This window comes from Paenibacillus sp. 01L418, assembly GCF_056400045.1.
Window position 1 is genome coordinate 26,911 of sequence record NZ_JBFTSN010000018.1, and the last position, 18,099, is coordinate 45,009.

The window sequence follows — 18,099 nt, forward strand, 5'->3', positions numbered from 1 at the left end:
AGGTTCAGGCTATGATCTCGCATTCCAATAATTGTTGCTGAAACTCTCGCAATATCGCTAACAGAGAAAGTTGCGGCATGCTATAATAGATATATTCGCGTAACTTAGATCGATAGGAACAGGGTCTCCTCGAGCGGAGGGGCCCTTTTTTATTGAAAATACGGGTACATACCTAGCAGGAGGGGAACAAGGTGGCAAAAGGACCAAAAAGGCCTACTAGAGATGAATTTGAGCTGGAAGAGCTGGGCGAGCGGCTGGTTGAAGCAAAGCAAGAAGGCACAGAGCTGCTTCTTACGATATGGGCTGCAGAGCAAGTAAGAGGTGTCATTACGGTGCTCGATTCAAGAACAAAAAAGGTTCATGTGGAATACATGGGCAGCGTAACAAAGGTTCCTTTCATGGATATTATGAAGGTGGAAAGCCCTTAYTAATATCATARCCGGGCAGCAATAACATATGAGCTTTCTATAAAAGGTTTCCCTCGTTCATTCGTTGAGCGTTGGGGGCCTTTTTTTAAGCTGGAATATTGCCTAGATGGATATGTTCGAGCCTGCATCATTTGAGCAATTGTCCTTGGAGGATTATAATAGAAGAAGGTTATGGACGATGCAACAAATGAACTGATTATGAAGGAGGATTTACATACATGTATCCAACACCGCAACAATTAGAAAATTACGCAGAGCTGGTCGTTAAGGTTGGCGTCAACGTGCAGCAGGGACAAACGGTTGTTGTCATGGCACCAATTACAGCAGCTCCACTCGTACGGCTTATTGCATCTGAGGCTTATAAAGTAGGCGCAAAAAATGTCCATGTGGAATATAACGATGAGGAGCTTTCCCGCATCAAATACAAGCAGGCTCCTGAAGAGGCTTTCTCGGAGTATCCGATGTGGCGTGCCAAAGCTTGGGAAGAGTTTGTGGAAAATGGGGCGGCATTTATTACGATTTACTCTCCGAACCCAGACTTGCTTAACGATGTAGATGCGAAGCGCGTTGCAACAGCATCAAAAACAGCTTCAACTGCGCTTAGCGGCTATCGCGGTTCACTAATGAATCATACGAATGCTTGGTCGCTTGTATCCTATGCTACTCCGGAATGGGCAGCTAAAGTATTCCCGAATCTCTCACAGGAAGAAGCGGTGCAGAAGCTTTGGGAACGCATTGTTGATGCTACCCGGATTGGCCTTTCAGATCCTGTTCAAGCGTGGAAAGCGCATAATGCCAAGCTGCTTCAGATGGTTGAGCTGCTGAATGGCAAGCGCTACAAACAGCTTCAATATGAAGCGCCAGACACGAATCTGACGATAGACCTGCCGGATGGACATATTTGGTTAGGCGGCTCCAAAGCAAATGCAAAGGGCGTTTATTTTAATCCGAATATGCCAACGGAAGAAGTATTCACTATGCCAAATAAGGATGGTGTGAACGGAACGGTTCGCAGCACCAAGCCTTTGAATTACAACGGTCAAGTCATTAATGGCTTCAGTTTGACCTTTAAGGATGGCAAAGTAGTCGATCATTCCGCTGAGCAGGGATATGAGGCGCTCACTAATTTGCTGAACACGGATGAAGGGGCAAGACATCTCGGTGAAGTAGCGCTAGTGCCGCATGATTCACCGATTTCGAACTCCAATGTGACGTTTTTCAATACACTGTATGATGAGAACGCGTCCTGTCATCTTGCACTGGGTCAAGCGTACCCGGTCAATATCCAAGGCGGTACAAAAATGTCACCTGAGGAGCTTCTCGCTCATGGTGCAAACAGAAGCCTTACGCATGAAGACTTCATGATCGGCTCGGCTGATATGAATATTGACGGTGTGACGCAGGATGGCACTCGCGAGCCTATCTTCCGCAACGGCAATTGGGCGATTTAATTGTTTTGATTTCATGACGTCTATGTAAAAAGGCTCCTATTCCGCAGCATTGGCTGTGGTATAGGAGCTTTTTGTGTTTATTGGTGCAGCTGGGAGTTCGTATGTGATTTGTACTCGAAGTAAAGGGGAAAACTCCTGTTAAATAATCAGCTTTGCTCATTTAATGCCCGTTAACAGGAATTTCTCCAGCTAATTCAGCCAATCGCAAGTACTTAAGGCTGTATTCACGATATTAACAGGAGTATTTCCAGTTAAACGCGGTAAATACGCCAATTTCAGCTGGATTAGCGGGAGCTTTTCCTGTAAGTGTGAATTTGCACAGCAGCACATTCATTGAATGAAGCAGAATACAGCTAATTAAAAATAAAACTTCTGCATTTCCGTAGGCACGCCATTTCTTCTTAGCAGCTCTTCAAGCGTCTCGCTGGGAGCAGGAGAATCGCCTGCTGTCAGCAGCCTTACGGCAAACTTGCTAGCTTGTCTCTCATATTTTCCAACATTAAAAAACGATTGCTCATCCAGCCAAAAACGGTTGAAGCCAGGATGCAAGCGGTCATGCCCGAGCTCATGCGCGCATACGAAGCGGCGCCAATTATCCGGAAGCGAATCGTGAATGACAATAAACCGGCGGCGCAGTTTTTTGAAATAGAGACCACGCGTGCCTTCTCCGAGGTCGGCGTAACGGATATGAATGCCAAGGCCCTCAGCGATGATGAATGGATCGTTAGTCTTATATTTTCGAATGAGCTTCAAAATCATTTTATCCATAGCAACACCTACCCTTTGGCATCATCAGGAGCATCGTTAGTCGGCTCGGTCTTTTTTTTGTGCTTATTCATATGCTTAGCTTCCCAGAACAACCCTGTAAGCACATCCATGACGCGCTGACGATCGGTAGCACTAAGCGGCACGCCGTCAAACATAATTTCCCCGTCTTCCTCAAGCAGCTTTTTAAAGTCGCGCTTATCTTTATACGTAGCCCACTCAGGTATAGTTGCCGAGGCTGCATCGCGGCCAAGCAAATAATCGGTTGTTGTCAGTAAGATATCCGCCATTTTTTGCAAATCTTCACTTGTTGGTGTTACCCGATCATTCTCGATATGACCAAAGTTAGAGCGGCCCATCTCGAGCTTTGCGGCGACATCCTGCTGCGTTAATCCGCGCTCAACCCTCAGTTGTTTAATTCGTGCACCCAATGACATTATAAATACCCTCCGTTTTTGAATATCCGGTATTTTAAATACTTGACGGTAATTAAAATACCAAATACAATGAGATTCATCAGACGAACACTTAAAGAAATGTATCAGTAGATCATAATCGCTATTTTAACTACTTAAAAGTAAGTATATTTTTGATTAGGAGTATTGTCAATACCGGAGAAGTCGCTATTTTTTTTTGTTGTGAGTGGTATTTTAAATACTCAATATTCATTAAAACCTAGGGGAGGTTATTTGAATGAATGCAGAACAACAGGTGATTGATCAATTACATGCGTATAAAAGGCTAAAAGCGAGAAAGAAACAGCTGGAGGGTACCTCGGTAGGACCAGGCATGAGGCTAAGTGCAGTATCTGAGGATGATCATTTGCAGGAGCTTCATCGGCAGCTGCGCAAGCTGCCTTCCTATATGTACTTGGATGAGCAGGATCAGCGTATCGAAGCAGCGGCGCATGCGAATCTATCGAAATATCCTATTGGAACGAAAGCGCAGCTAAACGAAGTAAAGAAAAGCCGTGCTACAGCAAGTCCAGCGGATGAAAAGCTGCTGCGAGAGCTGGAGAAAAAGATTGAGAAGGTGCTTGAAGCGCGAGAAGGCTCGGGCGGCTTTGAAGGTTATATGGGCGTCATCGATAAAATAAGCGAGCTTCAGGATATAGAGAAGCAGCTGCAATCTATCGATCAAGCGCTTGAAGCGTTAGAAGCATATGCGCCCGATTACGCTCGGCTGCTGAAGCTTCGTTTTATAGAAGGAAAGCCTACAGAGTTTGTTGCTTCGGAGCTGGGTATCGTTGATCGCACGTTCCGAAGATGGAAGCAAAAGGCGCTTCAAGAAGTTGTCCGCTTTCTGTCCGCCTAATGTCCGTTTTCGCTCAAATAACCGTGATATTATGATATTGTACCAAAGATCATAAACGGGGACGAGCGGTGGACGACACCGAGCGTCCCTTTTGTCTTATCCAGATGAGGAGGTGGCTCAGATGTGAGCGCGGGTGGGTGAAATGGTGCAAATCGTAAGAGGGCGGAGGCAGAACAAAATGAACAAAAGCAGATTGCAGGAAGCTGAGCTGGAACCAAGGTTCAGCAAGGAGCAGCTGAAGTCGGCTAGACGGTATACGCCTTCCCAGAAGGATATACTATCCGCCGTGCTGTTGGAGCAAGAAACGTATACTCACGAACAAGCGTTATCGATGATAACAGCCTATTTGAAAAAGGAGGTCATGTAGAACATGGCAGGAGGAACTTATACATCACAAAATAAKGTGCGCCCCGGCGTTTACATTAACCTGGTTGGCGAGAAGAAAACGGTAGGCAGCATGGGAGAGCGCGGAACGGTGTCCGTACCGCTAAACCTTAACTGGGGGCAGTCGAAGGCCGTTATTGCGATCAACGCTGGCGATGATCTGCGAAGCTTGCTTGGTTATGATCTAAGTGCGCCTGAGCTATTGCTGGTACGCGAAGCATTCAAGAAAGCAAAAACACTGCTCTTATACCGACTAAACGAAGGAACAAAAGCGACGGCTGTCGCTGGCAGCCTAACGCTTACAGCTAAATTCGGCGGTGTTCGAGGCAATGACATCACCGTTGCGGTCAAACAAAATGTTGACGATGAAGCACGATTTGATGTCATCACTTTTGTAGCTAAAGAGGCAGTTGACTCACAAACAGCAGCGAATATCGCAGAGCTGAAATCGAATGCCTTTGTAAGCTTCGGCGGTACAGGAGCATTGACGTTAGCAGCAGGCGTTCCACTTGTTGGCGGCTCCAATGGTACCGTAACGAATCAAGACCATACCGACTATTTGGCGCAAATTGAGCTGAAGGATTTTAATACCATAGCGCTAGTATCCGCCGACTTGTCCTTAAAATCGGTATATGCCGCTTTTGCCCGCCGTCTGCGCGAGGAAGAAGGCCGCAAAATTCAGGTCGTGCTGGCGAATTATCCGTCTGCTGATTCTGAAGGGGTCATCAGCGTCAAAAACGGCGTCAAGCTGCTGGATGGAACGGTTCTTGACGCACAGAAGGCAACGGTTTGGGTTGCTGCGGCAACTGCCGGAGCACCGATGAACAAATCGCTGACCTATGAAGCCTATGAGGAAGCTGCTGATGCGGACATTCGTTATACGAATTCGCAAACGGTAGAGGCGCTGCAAGCTGGTGAGTTTCTGTTCACGGTAAGCGGCGGCAGAGTCATTGTTGAGCAGGATATTAATACGTTCACTGGCTACTCGCCAGAGAAAGGCAAAGCCTTCTCCAAAAACCGAGTCATTCGTGTGCTGGACGGCATTGCGAACGATTTTAAACACATTTTCGAGTCGTTTTATATTGGGAAAGTTGATAATAACGCAGATGGCAGAAGCCTGTTCCGCAACGAGTGCTTGAAATATTTGAACAATCTTCAGTCGCTCAATGCTATTCAAAACTTTGAAGCCCAAGCCGATTTGTCGGTTGCAGCTGGTGTCGATACGGACAGCATTATTATTGAGGCTCATATCCAACCGGTTGATAGCGTAGAAAAAGTATATATGAAAGTGACGGTGAAGTAATATGGCATTTTTGAACGCAGGAGATACGATTTCGGGCCGCGAAGGACGGGCTTATACCATTATTAATGGTTTGCAGGAAGAGATGTTTTATATCAAGACGCTGGAGGCAAGCATTGAGAAGCAAAAGGCTGAGATCAAGACGCTTGGCCACCGCGGTTTGCAGCATAAAGCGACGGGATGGTCGGGTACAGGTACGATGACCATCTATTATGTAACGTCAAAATTCCGCCAGATGATGCTGGATTATGTGAATACCGGCGTGGATGCTTATTTTGATATTTCCATTATTAATGAAGATCCGTCTTCGGCTACGGGCAAGCAGACGGTTTTCCTTCATAAGGTGAATCTGAATAAGGTCATTATCGGTAAGCTGGATACGGAAAGCGAAGCTCTTGAAGAAGAGTTGGAATTCACTTTTGAAGGATTGGATATTGCGGAGCAATTTTCAGCTCTTTCTTAAGGCGAAATTAAAAATGATGGAGGCAAGAGACAATGAGTGATTTAAGTGTATTTTTTGCACAAAATGCGGCTGTGGAGTCAACGCAGCCGTTTATCGTATCGGATCGGTTTAAGGATGCAGAAGGACAGGCTGTCGCTTGGGAGCTGCGCAGCATGACGGAAGCGGAGAACGAGGAGTGCCGCAAGTCATCTACCCGCAAGGTAAAGGGGAAAAATGGCGCATTCACTCCAGAAACCAATACAGACGAGTATTTGGCTAAGCTTGTTGTCAGCAGCATTCAATTCCCGAACCTAAAGGATGCAGATTTGCAAAAATCGTACGGCATCATCGGTGCTGAGAACCTTTTGCGCAAAATGCTTCTCCCTGGCGAATATGCCTCACTCGTACAACGAGTGCAGGAAATTAATGGCTTTAACCAAAGCCTAAACGATTTGGCAGATGAAGTAAAAAACTAATAAAAGAGGGCGACGGAGAAGCGAATTACGCTTATTACGCCCTCCACGAGCTTCGTATACTTCCGCATGAGCTCATGACCATGACTCGGCGGGAGAAAGCGGCGATCTATGCCATGATCGACGTTCGTATCGAGAACGAGAAGAAACAGCGCGCCAAAGCAAAACGAAAATAAGGACGGGCCGCGCTCCCATGAGGGAGCGCTTTTGCCCGTGTGAAGGGGGTGGAAGGATGGCGAGTAATTCCCCTGCTATCATTGAGAATGGCGGGTCTRCCAATACAGGTTCAGCCGAAGCCTTTATTAATTTCATGAATCGTTTGAATGCTGCTTTTATTGAAGCAACAAAGCAAGGCGAAAAATTAGTGAATGCTTTTGATAAAATGCGTGTTGAAACCGTTCAGCTGGACACTGAATTGACGAAGGCAACTTCCTCTATGAATGAGTTTACTGAATCGGTTAAAAGATTAAGAGAAGCAGCAGTTCCTCCGGGTGGTGATTCAGGAGATTCTGGAAATCCTGATGGTTCAGGAAATCCAGACGGTTCTGGTGAAGGAAGGCCTAGACGAGGGTTTCTGGATTTTGAACCTCTTGATATATTAAAAGGTGCTTTTTCTGCTGTACAAGCTTTTAATACGATCATGGAGATGTTTCAGAACAATGAAGCAAATCCAGCTGACCCAGCAGGTGGTGAACCAGCACCTGACGCAATCGTTGATGCCGCTCAAGAGGGGGCATCATTATGGCAATCTGCAATACTCGGCGCTGGACAAAAGCTTACACAAATGATTGGCATGGCGATTTCCGGGGCTATGGAAGAGAGCAACTCAAAAGCGTTGCTGCTTGCTCGTTCCGGCGGTACTAAAGTTGGAGAGCCGCTATACGAGAATATACGTGGAAATGCGATTGAAAATGGCGTAGATGTAAACGAAGCCATAAAGACTGCACTGTCACTTATGCCAACTGCTCAAAATACGGGACAGCTGGATCGGATGACCAATATGGCGATGGAGTTGTCTACCTTAGATCCAAACGGTGGCAGCTCGGAGGATGCAGCAGGTGCAATAAAATCAGCTATGCAAGGCGATTATTCCGGATTAATGGATCAATTTAATATTAGTGAAGAAGCTTTTAAAGATGTTGGTTTCGAAAAAGCCAAGGATATGGATGGTTTTCTTAATGCGCTCGATGCGATGAGAGAAAAAGCAAATTTGGGAACAGAAGCTTTAAACACAGTCGGCGCTAGCCCAGTAAACCAAATCGCCAAGCTGCAAAATACGATTCAATCTGGTTTTGCTGCTGCAGGTATGGGGGCAGTCGCGGCAATGTCACCGCTGCTGGATAAGCTTAATGAACTAGTAGAAAGTGAGAAGTTTCAAGCCTTTTTCACTCTTTTTGGAGACGGATTAACGTTCGTAGCCAATCAGCTTGCCATAGTCGGCGAGGGGGCACTGTGGTTGTTTAGTCAGTTTTTGGACAATTGGCCGTTTATCGCTTCTATTCTTATGCTCGCTGGAGCAGTACTGCTGCCAACCATACTTACAGCCTTATGGGCAATGATTGCCCCCATTTTGGCACAAGCAGGTGCTTGGCTGCTGGCACTTTGGCCTATATTGCTCATTATCGCGGTGATAGGTTTATTGGTAGGTCTATTTCTATACTTTGGCGGTACGACGGAGCAGGTAGTTGGCTTCGTTTCCGGCTTATTTTTCGGATTATTTACGGCATTGAAAAATGGCTTCGCCTATTTGTGGAATATCATTTTATCGGTTGCTGAGTTTTTGGTTAACATTTTTATTGACCCTGTATATGCGATTAAAAAGCTTTTTTTTGATCTCACCCAAAATGTGGTTGGTTTCTTTGGCGGGATGATTAACAGCTTTATTGATGGAATAAACTGGGTTCTTGCTAAATTGAACAAGATTACTGGTAAAGATTATGAAATAAAAGGCAGATTCGACACGAGCCAAATCGATAAGTTTAAACCAACGAGCGATAAAAATGTTGTGGATTTCTCTAAATACAAAATGGCTCAATCTGACCTTGGAGAAGCCTTTAATAATGGATCGAGTTATGGTAAGGGATTTATGGATGATTTGCAGAAAAAGAAAAACAATACAAGTTATGATTTAAATAAGGAATCAGGCTTCCTTAAGCCAACTGCTGATGCAGGCAGTGGATTTGGAGCAGCAAGTCCTAACATCGACCGAGTCGGCGAGGTTGGTAAAATCAACGATAGCGTCGAGATTTCCAGCGAGGATTTGAAGACGATGCGGGAGCTTGCGGAGATGAAGAACATTCAGAACTTCGTGTCGCTGCAGCCTACGGTCAGCGTGCAAACTGGTGATATTAACAATGGCTATGATATCGATACGATTATCGGGCGTATCGAGCGTTCATTGAACGATGAAATTGCCTCATCTGCGGAAGGGGTGTACAACAGATGATTTCAAATGCGCATTATGATTATGAAATCTGGCTTAGCTACAATGATCAAAAGCAGGGCTTCCAGCTCCCGGTCAATCCTCCAGAAATTAAAATTAATGATGGTGCTGGGGGCAAGACCTACGAGGTGTCCGGTTTAGGCGAAATCAATCTCATTCAAAGCTCGAAGCTCACGACGATCTCCTTTGAAAGCTTTTTCCCAAAGACGAACTATCCGTTTGTCGTCAGCAAAACATGGATAGACCCTGCTTTTTATGTCATGGTTATCCTCGATTGGATGGAGAAAAAGTGGCCGATCCGTTTTGTTTATACCGGGGCAACCTTCGATATTAATTTGGCGATGAGCATTGAAAAATTCGAATGGAAGGAAGCGGCGGGCTCTGGGGATATTGAGTACAGTATTTCACTGAAAGAATTTGCTTTTTATGGTGCTAGGCCCGTAGTGATTAAAAAGGGAGCGGCAAGCGTGAAGCCTAACTCACGGCCATCGGATAAGCAAGCTCCAAGCACCTATAAGCTGGTTGCCGGGGATACGCTTATTAAAGTAGCTCGCGTTCAGCTTCACAAAGAAGAGCGTTGGCGGGAAATTCAGAAGCTGAACGGTATTAAGGATGCACAGCTCAAAAAGCTGCCCATCGGGATGACGCTAAAGCTGCCGAGGTGATAATATGCTGGAAATATTAATTGATAACCGCAATGGTAAAGTGTGGAATATTACGAGTCTTGTTCCTTCGCTGACCTACAAGACGAAACGAATTGGAGCGGCGTCTAGTTTGGATATGACGGTGCTTAAAGGAAGTCCATTTCAAAGTGCTTCATTTGAGGTGAACAATGGCGATGTCATTCGTGTCCTCAAAGATAATATCAATGTATTTTACGGATATGTATTTGAAGTGAGTACCGGTATGGATGAGAGAATCTCGATAAAAGCCTATGATCAGATTCGCTATTTATTAAGCAATTATTTTTATAAATTTCAAGGGGTTACCGCCTCTCAAATTGTAAAGAAAATTGCCGATGATTTTGGCTTGGAGACAGGCGTGCTCGTGGATACCAAGTACAAAATTCCATCCATGCTGGAGGATAATAAAAAGCTGCTTGATATTATTTGTAAGGCACTTGATCTAACACTCATTCATTCAGGAGGAAATTTTATACTTTTGGATGATTTCGGAAAGCTTTCCTTGCGCAATGTGGAGGAGATGAAGGTTGATTTTGTAATTGGCGATTACAGCCTTATGTTTGATTATGGAATGAAGCGATCGATTGACGGCGATACCTATAACCACATTATTATTTTTGAGGATAATAAAGAAGCAGGCATACGTAAGCATCATCCCAAGAAGGATGACGCTTCAATCGCGAAATGGGGAYGGCTTCTGCTTTATCAGCAGGCGGATGAGAAAATGAATGTGGCACAAATAAATGAACAGCTTAATCAGCTGATGAAGCTGAAAAATCGTGAGCAAAAGAGCATCAGTATTGATGCCATTGGTGATTTGCGAGTTAGAGCGGGATGTTATGTACCCGTAGTGATTGATGAGCTCGGCATTCACCACTATTTTCTCGTAGATGAATGCTCGCATAAATTCGAAGCGGATTCGCATACGATGAAGCTGGAATTGAGGGTGATTTAATGGCATTATTGGAGTCGATCAAGAAAGCGGGAGCCGCAGCCTACGCTGCAGGGAATCCGCTAGCCGTCATGGTAGGAAAAGTCATTCAAATCAATCCTCTGGAAGTAAACGTCGATCAACGTTTTACTTTATCAGAGGATTTTTTAATTATACCGGAAAGCCTCGTTAAGTATGAAATTGAGCTGCAAACATCTGAAAAGCTGGTCATCCGCACAGGCTTGGAAGCGGGAGATGCGGTGTTAATGCTCCGCGTACAAGGCGGTCAACAATTTGTAGTACTCGATAAGGTGGCTAAGCCATGATTCCACAGGGAGCAAATGTTGCGGAGGTCACGACAGTAGAGGAGCTCGAAACGAGCAAGACCTATAAGCTTGATTTAGGAAGCAAACGGATCGTAGGCAGGACTGACGGGTTAGAAGCGGTAAAGCAGGCTGTATTTAAAATATTGCAAACAGAGCGGTACCGCTATTTTTGCTACAGCACCAATTATGGTACTGAGCTGGAAAGTTTACTTGGAGGATCGCCATCTTATGTTCAATCAGAGCTAAAACGCAGCATTCAAGAGGTGCTTTTGCAAGATGAGCGGGTGAGTGATGTCATTGATTTTCAGTACGACGTTAAAGATGAAGCTATCGTTGTCCAGTTTACTGTCGTAACGGAGTTTGGAAGCTTTGGAGAGGAGGTAAGCCAAAATGTATGAAAACATGACCTTTAGCTATTTGCTCCAGCGAATGCTGGATCGTGTACAAGGGAATGTAGATAAGCGGGAAGGCAGCATTATTTATGATGCGCTGGCTCCGGCGGCTGCAGAGCTTTCTGAGCTGTATGCTCAGCTGGACGTCAATATTGATTTAGCTTTTGCAGATACATCGAGCGGGGAATATTTGTCTAGGCGTACAGCAGATTTTGGCGTCAATAGGCAAGCGGCTACGAGAGCGAAGCGGCTCGGTAAATTTTATGGCTCCAGCGGAGCGGCAATGGACGTGACGATTGGAAGTCGTTTTTCGGCAGAATCGGTTAATTACATCGTAAGAGAGAGATTGAAAGTGGGCTCTTTTGTTCTTGAAAGTGAAACAGAGGGAGCAGCTGGCAATCAACAGTTTGGCGATATGCTGCCTATCGATTATATTAGCTCGCTTGCTCGTGCAGAGCTAGTCGATGTGCTGGTGCCCGGTGAGGACGAGGAGTCGGATACACAGCTGCGCAGCCGTTTCTTTGCCGAGGTTCAAAATCCAGGGACGAGCGGCAATGTATCCGATTATATGAGATGGGCGTTGTCGGTTCCCGGTGTTGGCGGTGCAAGAGTGATGCCCTTATGGGATGGTCCGGGGACCGTGAAGGTTGTTATCGTCAATTCGGATAAGCAGCCAGCGAGCGAGGTGCTGCAGCATGCGGTGCTTGATTTTATCAATGAGAACAGGCCAATCGGTGCAGAGGTTTCAATCGTTTCGGCTTCGAGTGTGCCTATTCGCATCAAGGCTAAGGTTACACTTGCAGTAGGATATACGATTCAACTTGTGAGCGCGGCTTTTGCTAAAGCACTCACTRCTTATTTAGATGAAACGGCGTTCCGCATTAATTATGTGAGTATCGCTAAGCTCGGTACTTTGCTCTTAGGAGTACCCGGGGTCTTAGACTACGATCGACTTTTACTGAATGGCGGAAGCGATAATATCGGACTTGAAATTGATGAAGTACCTATTGCGGGGCTTGTTGAATTGGAGGTGTAGCCTATGCGATATCCTGCGGAGGTAGATCAATTTACGGTGAAGCTGAACAAAAAGGAAGGCAGCGAGCTGTACGTTATAGAAGAGCAGCTTGCCGTTTTTGGAGGGGTATTTGAGGGAGAACTTGCACATGACGACATACGCAAGGAAAGCATTCAGGTCTATACAGGACCCGGCTTATCGGGTGAGAAGATACAGAATTATTTTCTAACTGTACCGGCTGAGACGCCTTGGAGGCTCCGAATTAAGCTTTTTGCTCAAGCTGAAGCTGTCTTTGTTACCTACGAGACGCCCGGCGATCGGGTGGAAGCAGCAGATATTAATGATTTGCAGGTTAGTATTTCTGCAACACAATTAGAAGTGGAAAGATACAAGAAAAGCGGAAGTATCGATGGCGGATCATTTTTGAGGAGGAATTAAATGTCACAGACGATTCAGATCAAGCGTGGAACAAAAGCAGAGCTATCTGCATTCGGTGCTTTATTGGCTGGCGAAATGGGATTTTGYACAGATACGAAGGAAGTTTATGTCGGTGATGGGACAACAAATAGCATGGTAGGTCGCGCGTTATCCGGCACAGAAGCAGCTAGACCAGCCGCAGCAGCCATGGGTAGGTTGTATTACGTGAGCAGCGGTACAAACAATGGTTATTTGTATGCTGATGATGGAACCGCATGGAGAAGAATCAATGCGCAGAAGGTTACCGATTTGACGGGAACGCTGGATGACATTTCAGAAGGTGCAACCTATGCAAAGGTACTAAAAGCTAACGTTACCAGCGGCAATGTAAACAAGGTGTCCGATGGTGTGAACGTGAAAACAGCTGCTGAGATCAAGACGCATCTGGACGATCCAACCAAGCACAGGCTTATTAATGATGCGGGCTTGGCTATAACCGATTTGTGGTCAGCGCAAAAGATTAGAAATGAAATTGAGCTGGCGAAGCATAATATCGAGCCGCAAGCTTCGGTTAAGGATAAGGACTTAGTGACCCCGCCGACTTCACCTGTTTTAGCGGATCGTTATTTGATTCCTGCAGGCGCAACTGGCGTTTGGGCCTCGCAAGTTAACAAAATTGCCGAGTGGAACGGTACAGCTTGGGATTTATACACGCCGCAAGTAGGATGGACATGCTACATCGATGATGAGCAGAAGATTTTTAGCTGGAACGGTACCGCATGGGTGCGAACTGGCGGTGCGCTTCAGACGATTACAGCTGGCAGCGGTCTTACTGGCGGAGGGCAGGCCGATACCGTCACCCTTAGCGTTGGAGCGGGGAACGGGATTGCGGTTGCAGGTGCAGCAGTTAGTGCAAAAGCTGGCAAAGGCGTGCTCGTTAATGCGACAGGCATAGAAGCAAATATTGATGCAGACAGCATCGTTTATGATGCTGCGAACGGAAATCGCTTAAGGGTTGCCGTCATTGATGGCGGTACGTTCTAAGGAGGCGAGCAGATGCCAAGAAAAGTACTCATTCAATTGAGGCGAGGTTTGGAAACGAGCATTGGACTGCTTGAAGTCGGTGAACTAGGGTACTGCACAGATACCCAGAAGCTGTACATCGGTACAGCAGGCGGGAATATTGTGCTTGCTGCAGCGCAGGCGACGGGCGACATGCTGAAAAGCATTTACGATACGAACAACAACGGAAAGATCGATAGTGCAGAAGCAGCGGACAGCGCGCCTTGGGCTGGTATTAGCGGCAAACCTGTAAGTTTTGCCCCGGCTGCGCATGCTCACGCGGCTGCAGATATTACCTCAGGTACCGTTGCCGTGGCCAGATTGCCTGCTGCGTCGGTAACTGCTGCTGGTGTTGTTCAATTAAACAATGCGGTTAACAGCACGAGTGTTGTACAAGCGGCGACGGCCAATGCGGTGAAACTCGCTTATGATCTAGCCAGCGGAAAGCTTGGACCGGGAGTAACCTGGAATCAGCTAAAGGGGGTGTAGGTATTGTCCTATAGTCTAGCTTTATATGGCGAACAGACGTATGGGGAAGATAGGGACGACGGGGAGGAGGCTCTCCATACGGAAATAGATCTCATGAAATATTTGCCTCCCTATTATTATGAAGTCGTTGAAATGCTAGCTATTCAATCTAAGCTTGGCGGAGAACTAGGGGAGCAGGCTGAGGCGATTGAAACGGCATTTGATCAATATTTTGTACATTCGGCTACATGGGGACTGACGCGCTGGGAAAATGTGCTTGGACTGAAAAGCGACTCCTCTTTGCCGGATGCTCGACGACGCGAGAGTATTTTAGCCAAGCTTCGCGGAGCTGGTACGACGACTAAAGTTAAAATTATCCAAACGGCTATCGCTTTCTCTGGCGGTGAGGTGATTGTAATTGAATATCCGGCAGAGAGCCGTTTCGAGGTCGTATTTGTTGGGACGAAGGGGATTCCGCCCAATATGGCTGGCTTTATTCAAATGCTAGAGGATATTAAGCCCGCTCATTTAGCTTTTGCTTTGAAATACACCTATACAGTGTGGAATCAGATAGGAACGATGACATGGAATCAAGCGCGAAGCAAGACATGGAGTGAATTAAGAGTTTACGAGGGAGTGTGAAAATATGCAAACGACAGGGAATTTAGGATTGAAAAAACCGGAAGGAACAGATGTTGTCGATATTGCGGATTTGAATGGGAATGCGGATATTTTGGATACTGCGGTTAGCAACAAAGTAGATAAAGTGGCTGGGAAGCAGCTATCTACAGAGGACTATATGACAGCGGAGAAGACCAAGCTGGCAGGCGTTGCTGCGGGGGCTAATGCATATGTGCATCCGGCTAATCATCCTGCATCCGTTATTACTCAGGATGCGAGCAATCGATTTGTGACTGACGCTGAGAAAACGGCTTGGAATGCAAAGGCGAGCACGGCTGCAGCCACCACTTCCGCAGCTGGTCTTCAGTCTGCGGCTGATAAGGTGAAGCTGGATGGGATTGCTGCTGGGGCAGGAAGCGTAAATAGTGCAACGGATCCCGTAATAGGTACACGAACGATTGATGATACGATAACAGCTGCAGCAGGTGCAGACACGCCTACACGGTTATGGTCGAAGTTGGCTAATATGATTAAGGGCATAACGGGTTCTTCGAACTGGTATACATTACCTTCAATGACGATTACATCTATTACAACTGCTTTGGAAACGAAAGCTAATTTAGCTTCACCAGCATTTACAGGAACACCTACAGCTCCAACGGCGGTAATAGGAACAAATACAACACAGTTGGCTACAACTGCTTTTGTTAAATCTGCTACAGATAGCTTGAACATCGCTAGGAAGGCGCAAGCAGATGACACAACAATTACGACAACGTCAGAAACGATAATAGCAACTTTTACTCCAACGTCTAATGGGAATTTTTTGATTGGTATTTATATGCGAGCATTAACTGCTGCTACAATAACAATAAGGGTAACTTATGCAGATGTAACAGGAGCACAATCAACGATACTATTAAATGCACAAGCTGTAGGAGTAGGAAGCTATAGCTTGTTACCTTGTTATATAAATGCAGTAACAAGTACGCCAATTGCAGTTAAAGTTACTTCAAACATCGCAAGTCAAGTTGAAGTATCAGCGACTATTATGGGGGTATAGAAAATGGGGCAAATTATAGTAACAGGAAACGTAAGAGCTGAGGAAGTTCTAGAGGGTAAAAAATTTTCAGCTGGACTCATTTATGATGGAGCAGGAAAAATGCTCAACAGGTCATTATCGGTCTTGGGTGGAGGATATGCTCATTCTATATCAGTCAAACCAGACGGAGGTGGGAATCTTGTATTCGAACCACCTACAGGATATTATACTTCAGGGTTAAACGTAAATGGTTATGGCTCTTTACTTGCAAATGATCCTGATTTTATCGCATCGAATATACGTTCAGATAAGAATATTTTCGGACTTCAAGGAACAATGCCATACAGATCTGGGGTTATACAAGCATCTGGAACGTCTCAATGGGGCGACGGACAATTAGCGGTATATTTACCTGAGGGTTATTATGGTACATTGGGCACTTCGGAAGCTAGAGTGTCCCTGTCGCAGTTGCAAGCTGCTGAGCCTAAGTTAGTTTCTAAGAACATTAAGAGCGGTGAGGTATTATTTGGTTTGACTGGGACCGCTAAAACTATTTCATCAGCATATACAGGAACTGTATTCACACATACTTCGGCACCTGGTTACTTAAGTTATAGACCTGAAACTAGTGCGTATTCCTGCACAAGCTATGATGCTTCCGTCGTTTACTATTTAGGTATGCAAGGAGGGGGGGCGGCTAGGGTTTATAGATATACTCCTATTAATGGTATTACTGAGATTACGGGTATGTCACATCAAAGTACGACGGCTATTTGTACCAATTCCGATGGAGATTATTTCTTTGCTTATTGCATGTATAACGGAGTCCCTGTTATTTATCTTCGTCGTAATAGCTCTGGCGGAACAACTTCATGGAATGTTCCAGAATGGGTAGAAACAAATTATGGTTCGGCGGGAATTGCCTGCACCGCTGATGGTCGATTCGTGTTTACTCATAATTGCCAGAGAACCAAAATCTATCGTTTAGATGTTGTTACTAGTACGTGGACTATTATTTCCAATACATTTCCGAATTTATACTTAGGCACCATTAAATGCAGTGGAGATGGTCGCTATGTATATGATTCTCAGTATACTGCTCCTGGTACTATTTACGTAACAGATACGCAGAATGGAAACACTCGAACTGTATTTTATCAAGCACCCGCAGGTTATACTCTAGTTGACTATGATGTAGCTAAAGATAATCAAAATGCAGCCATCACAATTGAAGATTCGAATTATACTAAATTTTATTATTCCTATGTTGGTGGAATTGCTACTGAGTATTACCAAACAAGAACAACGATACGTATGTCTAAAATATCGGCAAACGGTCAAAGATGGCTTGGTTGTGATAGATTTAGAGCATCGAATGGTACAGTCACACCAACAAATGTACCCTTTGTTATAGGTCTAAGTAATGACTTATCAACATTTATCGATGTTTTATGGAACAATAGCACAAACTATGTGGATGGGCTTCGAACAAACATTATTGCTTAAAAAAATTGAGCTATATGATAGGTTCTTTGTCAATTTATTTTGCTTAATCTCTTATAGTCTAAGTAAGATGGATTTTTGTAGTACATCATTTTCTAAGTATAATTTCATGCATCTTCAGTTTAATTATATTTATACATATTAAGACAAGAAGAGGAGCTTAAAACTTCTATTTTTGTCTTTTTATTTGTAAATAAAAAAGAAATAAATTATGAGCAAATATCATGATTATAAACCAAATATTTTCAATATAAGACAATCTTAAAAGTAGAGATATTTAAATTAATTTAAATTATTTAAGCTTAGTTTTCAAAGAAATAAGAAAAGAGGAATAGTTATGCTTAAATATATTTTTTCATTGGATATTACTCCAAGCAAGACACTAGCTGCAGGAGTTGGAGCGGCTGCTGCACCTTGGATAGATCTTTTATACGGAGAAGGGAGAATGCTTCCTATCATGCTACTCTTATCTACCATAGTTATGGACTGGATAACAGGAGTAGCAGCGTCGTTAAAGGATGAGACTTATAGCTCGGAATACGGACGTCATGGTATTTTAAGGACTGTTTTTTTGTTGTTATTTCCTTTCCTGGCGAATTTACTTGACTTGATGCTCGGAACGCCAGGGCTCTTATTCTA

Annotated in this window: 22 protein-coding genes; 20 read left to right on the top strand and 2 right to left on the bottom strand. The window is 44.9% G+C overall.

Annotation, left to right across the window (positions count from 1 at the left end; genetic code table 11):
- The first annotated feature begins 191 nt into the window (after positions 1 to 191).
- On the top strand, positions 192 to 431 hold the full coding sequence (locus AC1DSE_RS04465) for a YolD-like family protein (RefSeq protein ID WP_076269718.1): 240 nt from the start codon (positions 192 to 194) through the stop codon (positions 429 to 431).
- Positions 432 to 646: 215 nt separating this feature from the next.
- On the top strand, positions 647 to 1,879 hold the full coding sequence (locus AC1DSE_RS04470) for an aminopeptidase (RefSeq protein ID WP_477510246.1): 1,233 nt from the start codon (positions 647 to 649) through the stop codon (positions 1,877 to 1,879).
- Positions 1,880 to 2,236: 357 nt separating this feature from the next.
- Here the strand turns inward: AC1DSE_RS04470 and AC1DSE_RS04475 are convergent, their stop codons facing one another.
- On the bottom strand, positions 2,237 to 2,647 hold the full coding sequence (locus AC1DSE_RS04475) for an ImmA/IrrE family metallo-endopeptidase (RefSeq protein ID WP_339207322.1): 411 nt from the start codon (positions 2,645 to 2,647) through the stop codon (positions 2,237 to 2,239).
- 8 nt (positions 2,648 to 2,655) lie between these two features.
- Positions 2,656 to 3,081 (bottom strand): helix-turn-helix domain-containing protein, encoded by a 426-nt coding sequence (locus AC1DSE_RS04480; protein WP_076269721.1) that lies wholly within the window; start codon positions 3,079 to 3,081, stop codon positions 2,656 to 2,658.
- A gap of 256 nt (positions 3,082 to 3,337) precedes the next feature.
- Between AC1DSE_RS04480 and AC1DSE_RS04485 the strand changes: the two genes are divergently transcribed.
- The 18 genes from AC1DSE_RS04485 to AC1DSE_RS04570 form a co-directional block, all read left to right on the top strand.
- Positions 3,338 to 3,958: an ECF-type sigma factor gene (locus tag AC1DSE_RS04485; protein WP_339207323.1), complete on the top strand. Its 621-nt coding sequence runs from the start codon at positions 3,338 to 3,340 to the stop codon at positions 3,956 to 3,958.
- Between the two features lie 178 nt (positions 3,959 to 4,136).
- The gene (locus AC1DSE_RS04490) at positions 4,137 to 4,325 is read left to right on the top strand and encodes a hypothetical protein (RefSeq protein ID WP_339207325.1); all 189 of its coding nucleotides are present in this window, start codon (positions 4,137 to 4,139) and stop codon (positions 4,323 to 4,325) included.
- 3 nt (positions 4,326 to 4,328) lie between these two features.
- Positions 4,329 to 5,645 (top strand): phage tail sheath family protein, encoded by a 1,317-nt coding sequence (locus AC1DSE_RS04495; protein ID WP_477527437.1) that lies wholly within the window; start codon positions 4,329 to 4,331, stop codon positions 5,643 to 5,645.
- Between the two features lies 1 nt (position 5,646).
- Positions 5,647 to 6,105: a phage tail tube protein gene (locus tag AC1DSE_RS04500; protein WP_076269725.1), complete on the top strand. Its 459-nt coding sequence runs from the start codon at positions 5,647 to 5,649 to the stop codon at positions 6,103 to 6,105.
- Between the two features lie 32 nt (positions 6,106 to 6,137).
- Entirely contained in the window at positions 6,138 to 6,560 is a 423-nt protein-coding gene (locus AC1DSE_RS04505) for a phage tail assembly chaperone (protein WP_076269726.1), read from the top strand.
- Between the two features lie 229 nt (positions 6,561 to 6,789).
- The gene (locus AC1DSE_RS04510; protein ID WP_477527438.1) at positions 6,790 to 9,003 is read left to right on the top strand and encodes a phage tail family protein; all 2,214 of its coding nucleotides are present in this window, start codon (positions 6,790 to 6,792) and stop codon (positions 9,001 to 9,003) included.
- Complete coding sequence (locus AC1DSE_RS04515; RefSeq protein WP_477510243.1) at positions 9,000 to 9,665, top strand: LysM peptidoglycan-binding domain-containing protein; 666 nt, start codon at positions 9,000 to 9,002, stop codon at positions 9,663 to 9,665. Before AC1DSE_RS04510 ends, AC1DSE_RS04515 begins: the two co-directional genes overlap by 4 nt.
- Positions 9,666 to 9,669: 4 nt before the next feature.
- The gene (locus AC1DSE_RS04520; RefSeq protein ID WP_477527439.1) at positions 9,670 to 10,638 is read left to right on the top strand and encodes an XkdQ/YqbQ family protein; all 969 of its coding nucleotides are present in this window, start codon (positions 9,670 to 9,672) and stop codon (positions 10,636 to 10,638) included.
- The gene (locus tag AC1DSE_RS04525) at positions 10,638 to 10,940 is read left to right on the top strand and encodes a DUF2577 domain-containing protein (RefSeq protein WP_477510241.1); all 303 of its coding nucleotides are present in this window, start codon (positions 10,638 to 10,640) and stop codon (positions 10,938 to 10,940) included. Before AC1DSE_RS04520 ends, AC1DSE_RS04525 begins: the two co-directional genes overlap by 1 nt.
- The gene (locus tag AC1DSE_RS04530; protein WP_477510240.1) at positions 10,937 to 11,338 is read left to right on the top strand and encodes a DUF2634 domain-containing protein; all 402 of its coding nucleotides are present in this window, start codon (positions 10,937 to 10,939) and stop codon (positions 11,336 to 11,338) included. The genes AC1DSE_RS04525 and AC1DSE_RS04530 overlap by 4 nt, the downstream gene beginning before the upstream one ends.
- Entirely contained in the window at positions 11,331 to 12,368 is a 1,038-nt protein-coding gene (locus tag AC1DSE_RS04535) for a baseplate J/gp47 family protein (RefSeq protein ID WP_477527440.1), read from the top strand. The genes AC1DSE_RS04530 and AC1DSE_RS04535 overlap by 8 nt, the downstream gene beginning before the upstream one ends.
- Before the next feature lie 3 nt (positions 12,369 to 12,371).
- Positions 12,372 to 12,785, top strand: a complete 414-nt coding sequence (locus AC1DSE_RS04540) for a phosphoglucomutase (RefSeq protein ID WP_477510238.1) — start codon at positions 12,372 to 12,374, stop codon at positions 12,783 to 12,785.
- Positions 12,786 to 13,808: a DUF2793 domain-containing protein gene (locus tag AC1DSE_RS04545; RefSeq protein WP_477510237.1), complete on the top strand. Its 1,023-nt coding sequence runs from the start codon at positions 12,786 to 12,788 to the stop codon at positions 13,806 to 13,808.
- Between the two features lie 12 nt (positions 13,809 to 13,820).
- Positions 13,821 to 14,315: a tail fiber protein gene (locus AC1DSE_RS04550; RefSeq protein ID WP_477510236.1), complete on the top strand. Its 495-nt coding sequence runs from the start codon at positions 13,821 to 13,823 to the stop codon at positions 14,313 to 14,315.
- Positions 14,316 to 14,318: 3 nt separating this feature from the next.
- Positions 14,319 to 14,936: a putative phage tail protein gene (locus AC1DSE_RS04555; protein ID WP_477510235.1), complete on the top strand. Its 618-nt coding sequence runs from the start codon at positions 14,319 to 14,321 to the stop codon at positions 14,934 to 14,936.
- A gap of 4 nt (positions 14,937 to 14,940) precedes the next feature.
- Positions 14,941 to 15,978, top strand: a complete 1,038-nt coding sequence (locus tag AC1DSE_RS04560; protein WP_477527441.1) for a hypothetical protein — start codon at positions 14,941 to 14,943, stop codon at positions 15,976 to 15,978.
- A 3-nt stretch (positions 15,979 to 15,981) separates the two neighbouring features.
- Positions 15,982 to 17,463, top strand: coding sequence for a hypothetical protein (locus tag AC1DSE_RS04565; protein ID WP_477510233.1), 1,482 nt, complete (start codon positions 15,982 to 15,984; stop codon positions 17,461 to 17,463).
- A gap of 334 nt (positions 17,464 to 17,797) precedes the next feature.
- Positions 17,798 to 18,099 (top strand): phage holin family protein (locus tag AC1DSE_RS04570; protein ID WP_477527442.1); only part of this gene is annotated, 302 nt, incomplete at its 3' end.

Bases quoted from the DNA above. Each gene is read 5' to 3' on its own strand.
- AC1DSE_RS04490 (WP_339207325.1), top strand. From the start codon at position 4,137: ATGAACAAAAGCAGATTGCAGGAAGCTGAGCTGGAACCAAGGTTCAGC.
- AC1DSE_RS04525 (WP_477510241.1), top strand. From the start codon at position 10,638: ATGGCATTATTGGAGTCGATCAAGAAAGCGGGAGCCGCAGCCTACGCT.
- AC1DSE_RS04550 (WP_477510236.1), top strand. From the start codon at position 13,821: ATGCCAAGAAAAGTACTCATTCAATTGAGGCGAGGTTTGGAAACGAGC.
- AC1DSE_RS04540 (WP_477510238.1), top strand. From the start codon at position 12,372: ATGCGATATCCTGCGGAGGTAGATCAATTTACGGTGAAGCTGAACAAA.
- AC1DSE_RS04560 (WP_477527441.1), top strand. From the start codon at position 14,941: ATGCAAACGACAGGGAATTTAGGATTGAAAAAACCGGAAGGAACAGAT.
- AC1DSE_RS04475 (WP_339207322.1), bottom strand. From the start codon at position 2,647: ATGGATAAAATGATTTTGAAGCTCATTCGAAAATATAAGACTAACGAT.
- AC1DSE_RS04530 (WP_477510240.1), top strand. From the start codon at position 10,937: ATGATTCCACAGGGAGCAAATGTTGCGGAGGTCACGACAGTAGAGGAG.
- AC1DSE_RS04470 (WP_477510246.1), top strand. From the start codon at position 647: ATGTATCCAACACCGCAACAATTAGAAAATTACGCAGAGCTGGTCGTT.
- AC1DSE_RS04565 (WP_477510233.1), top strand. From the start codon at position 15,982: ATGGGGCAAATTATAGTAACAGGAAACGTAAGAGCTGAGGAAGTTCTA.
- AC1DSE_RS04515 (WP_477510243.1), top strand. From the start codon at position 9,000: ATGATTTCAAATGCGCATTATGATTATGAAATCTGGCTTAGCTACAAT.
- AC1DSE_RS04485 (WP_339207323.1), top strand. From the start codon at position 3,338: ATGAATGCAGAACAACAGGTGATTGATCAATTACATGCGTATAAAAGG.
- AC1DSE_RS04505 (WP_076269726.1), top strand. From the start codon at position 6,138: ATGAGTGATTTAAGTGTATTTTTTGCACAAAATGCGGCTGTGGAGTCA.
- AC1DSE_RS04480 (WP_076269721.1), bottom strand. From the start codon at position 3,081: ATGTCATTGGGTGCACGAATTAAACAACTGAGGGTTGAGCGCGGATTA.
- AC1DSE_RS04500 (WP_076269725.1), top strand. From the start codon at position 5,647: ATGGCATTTTTGAACGCAGGAGATACGATTTCGGGCCGCGAAGGACGG.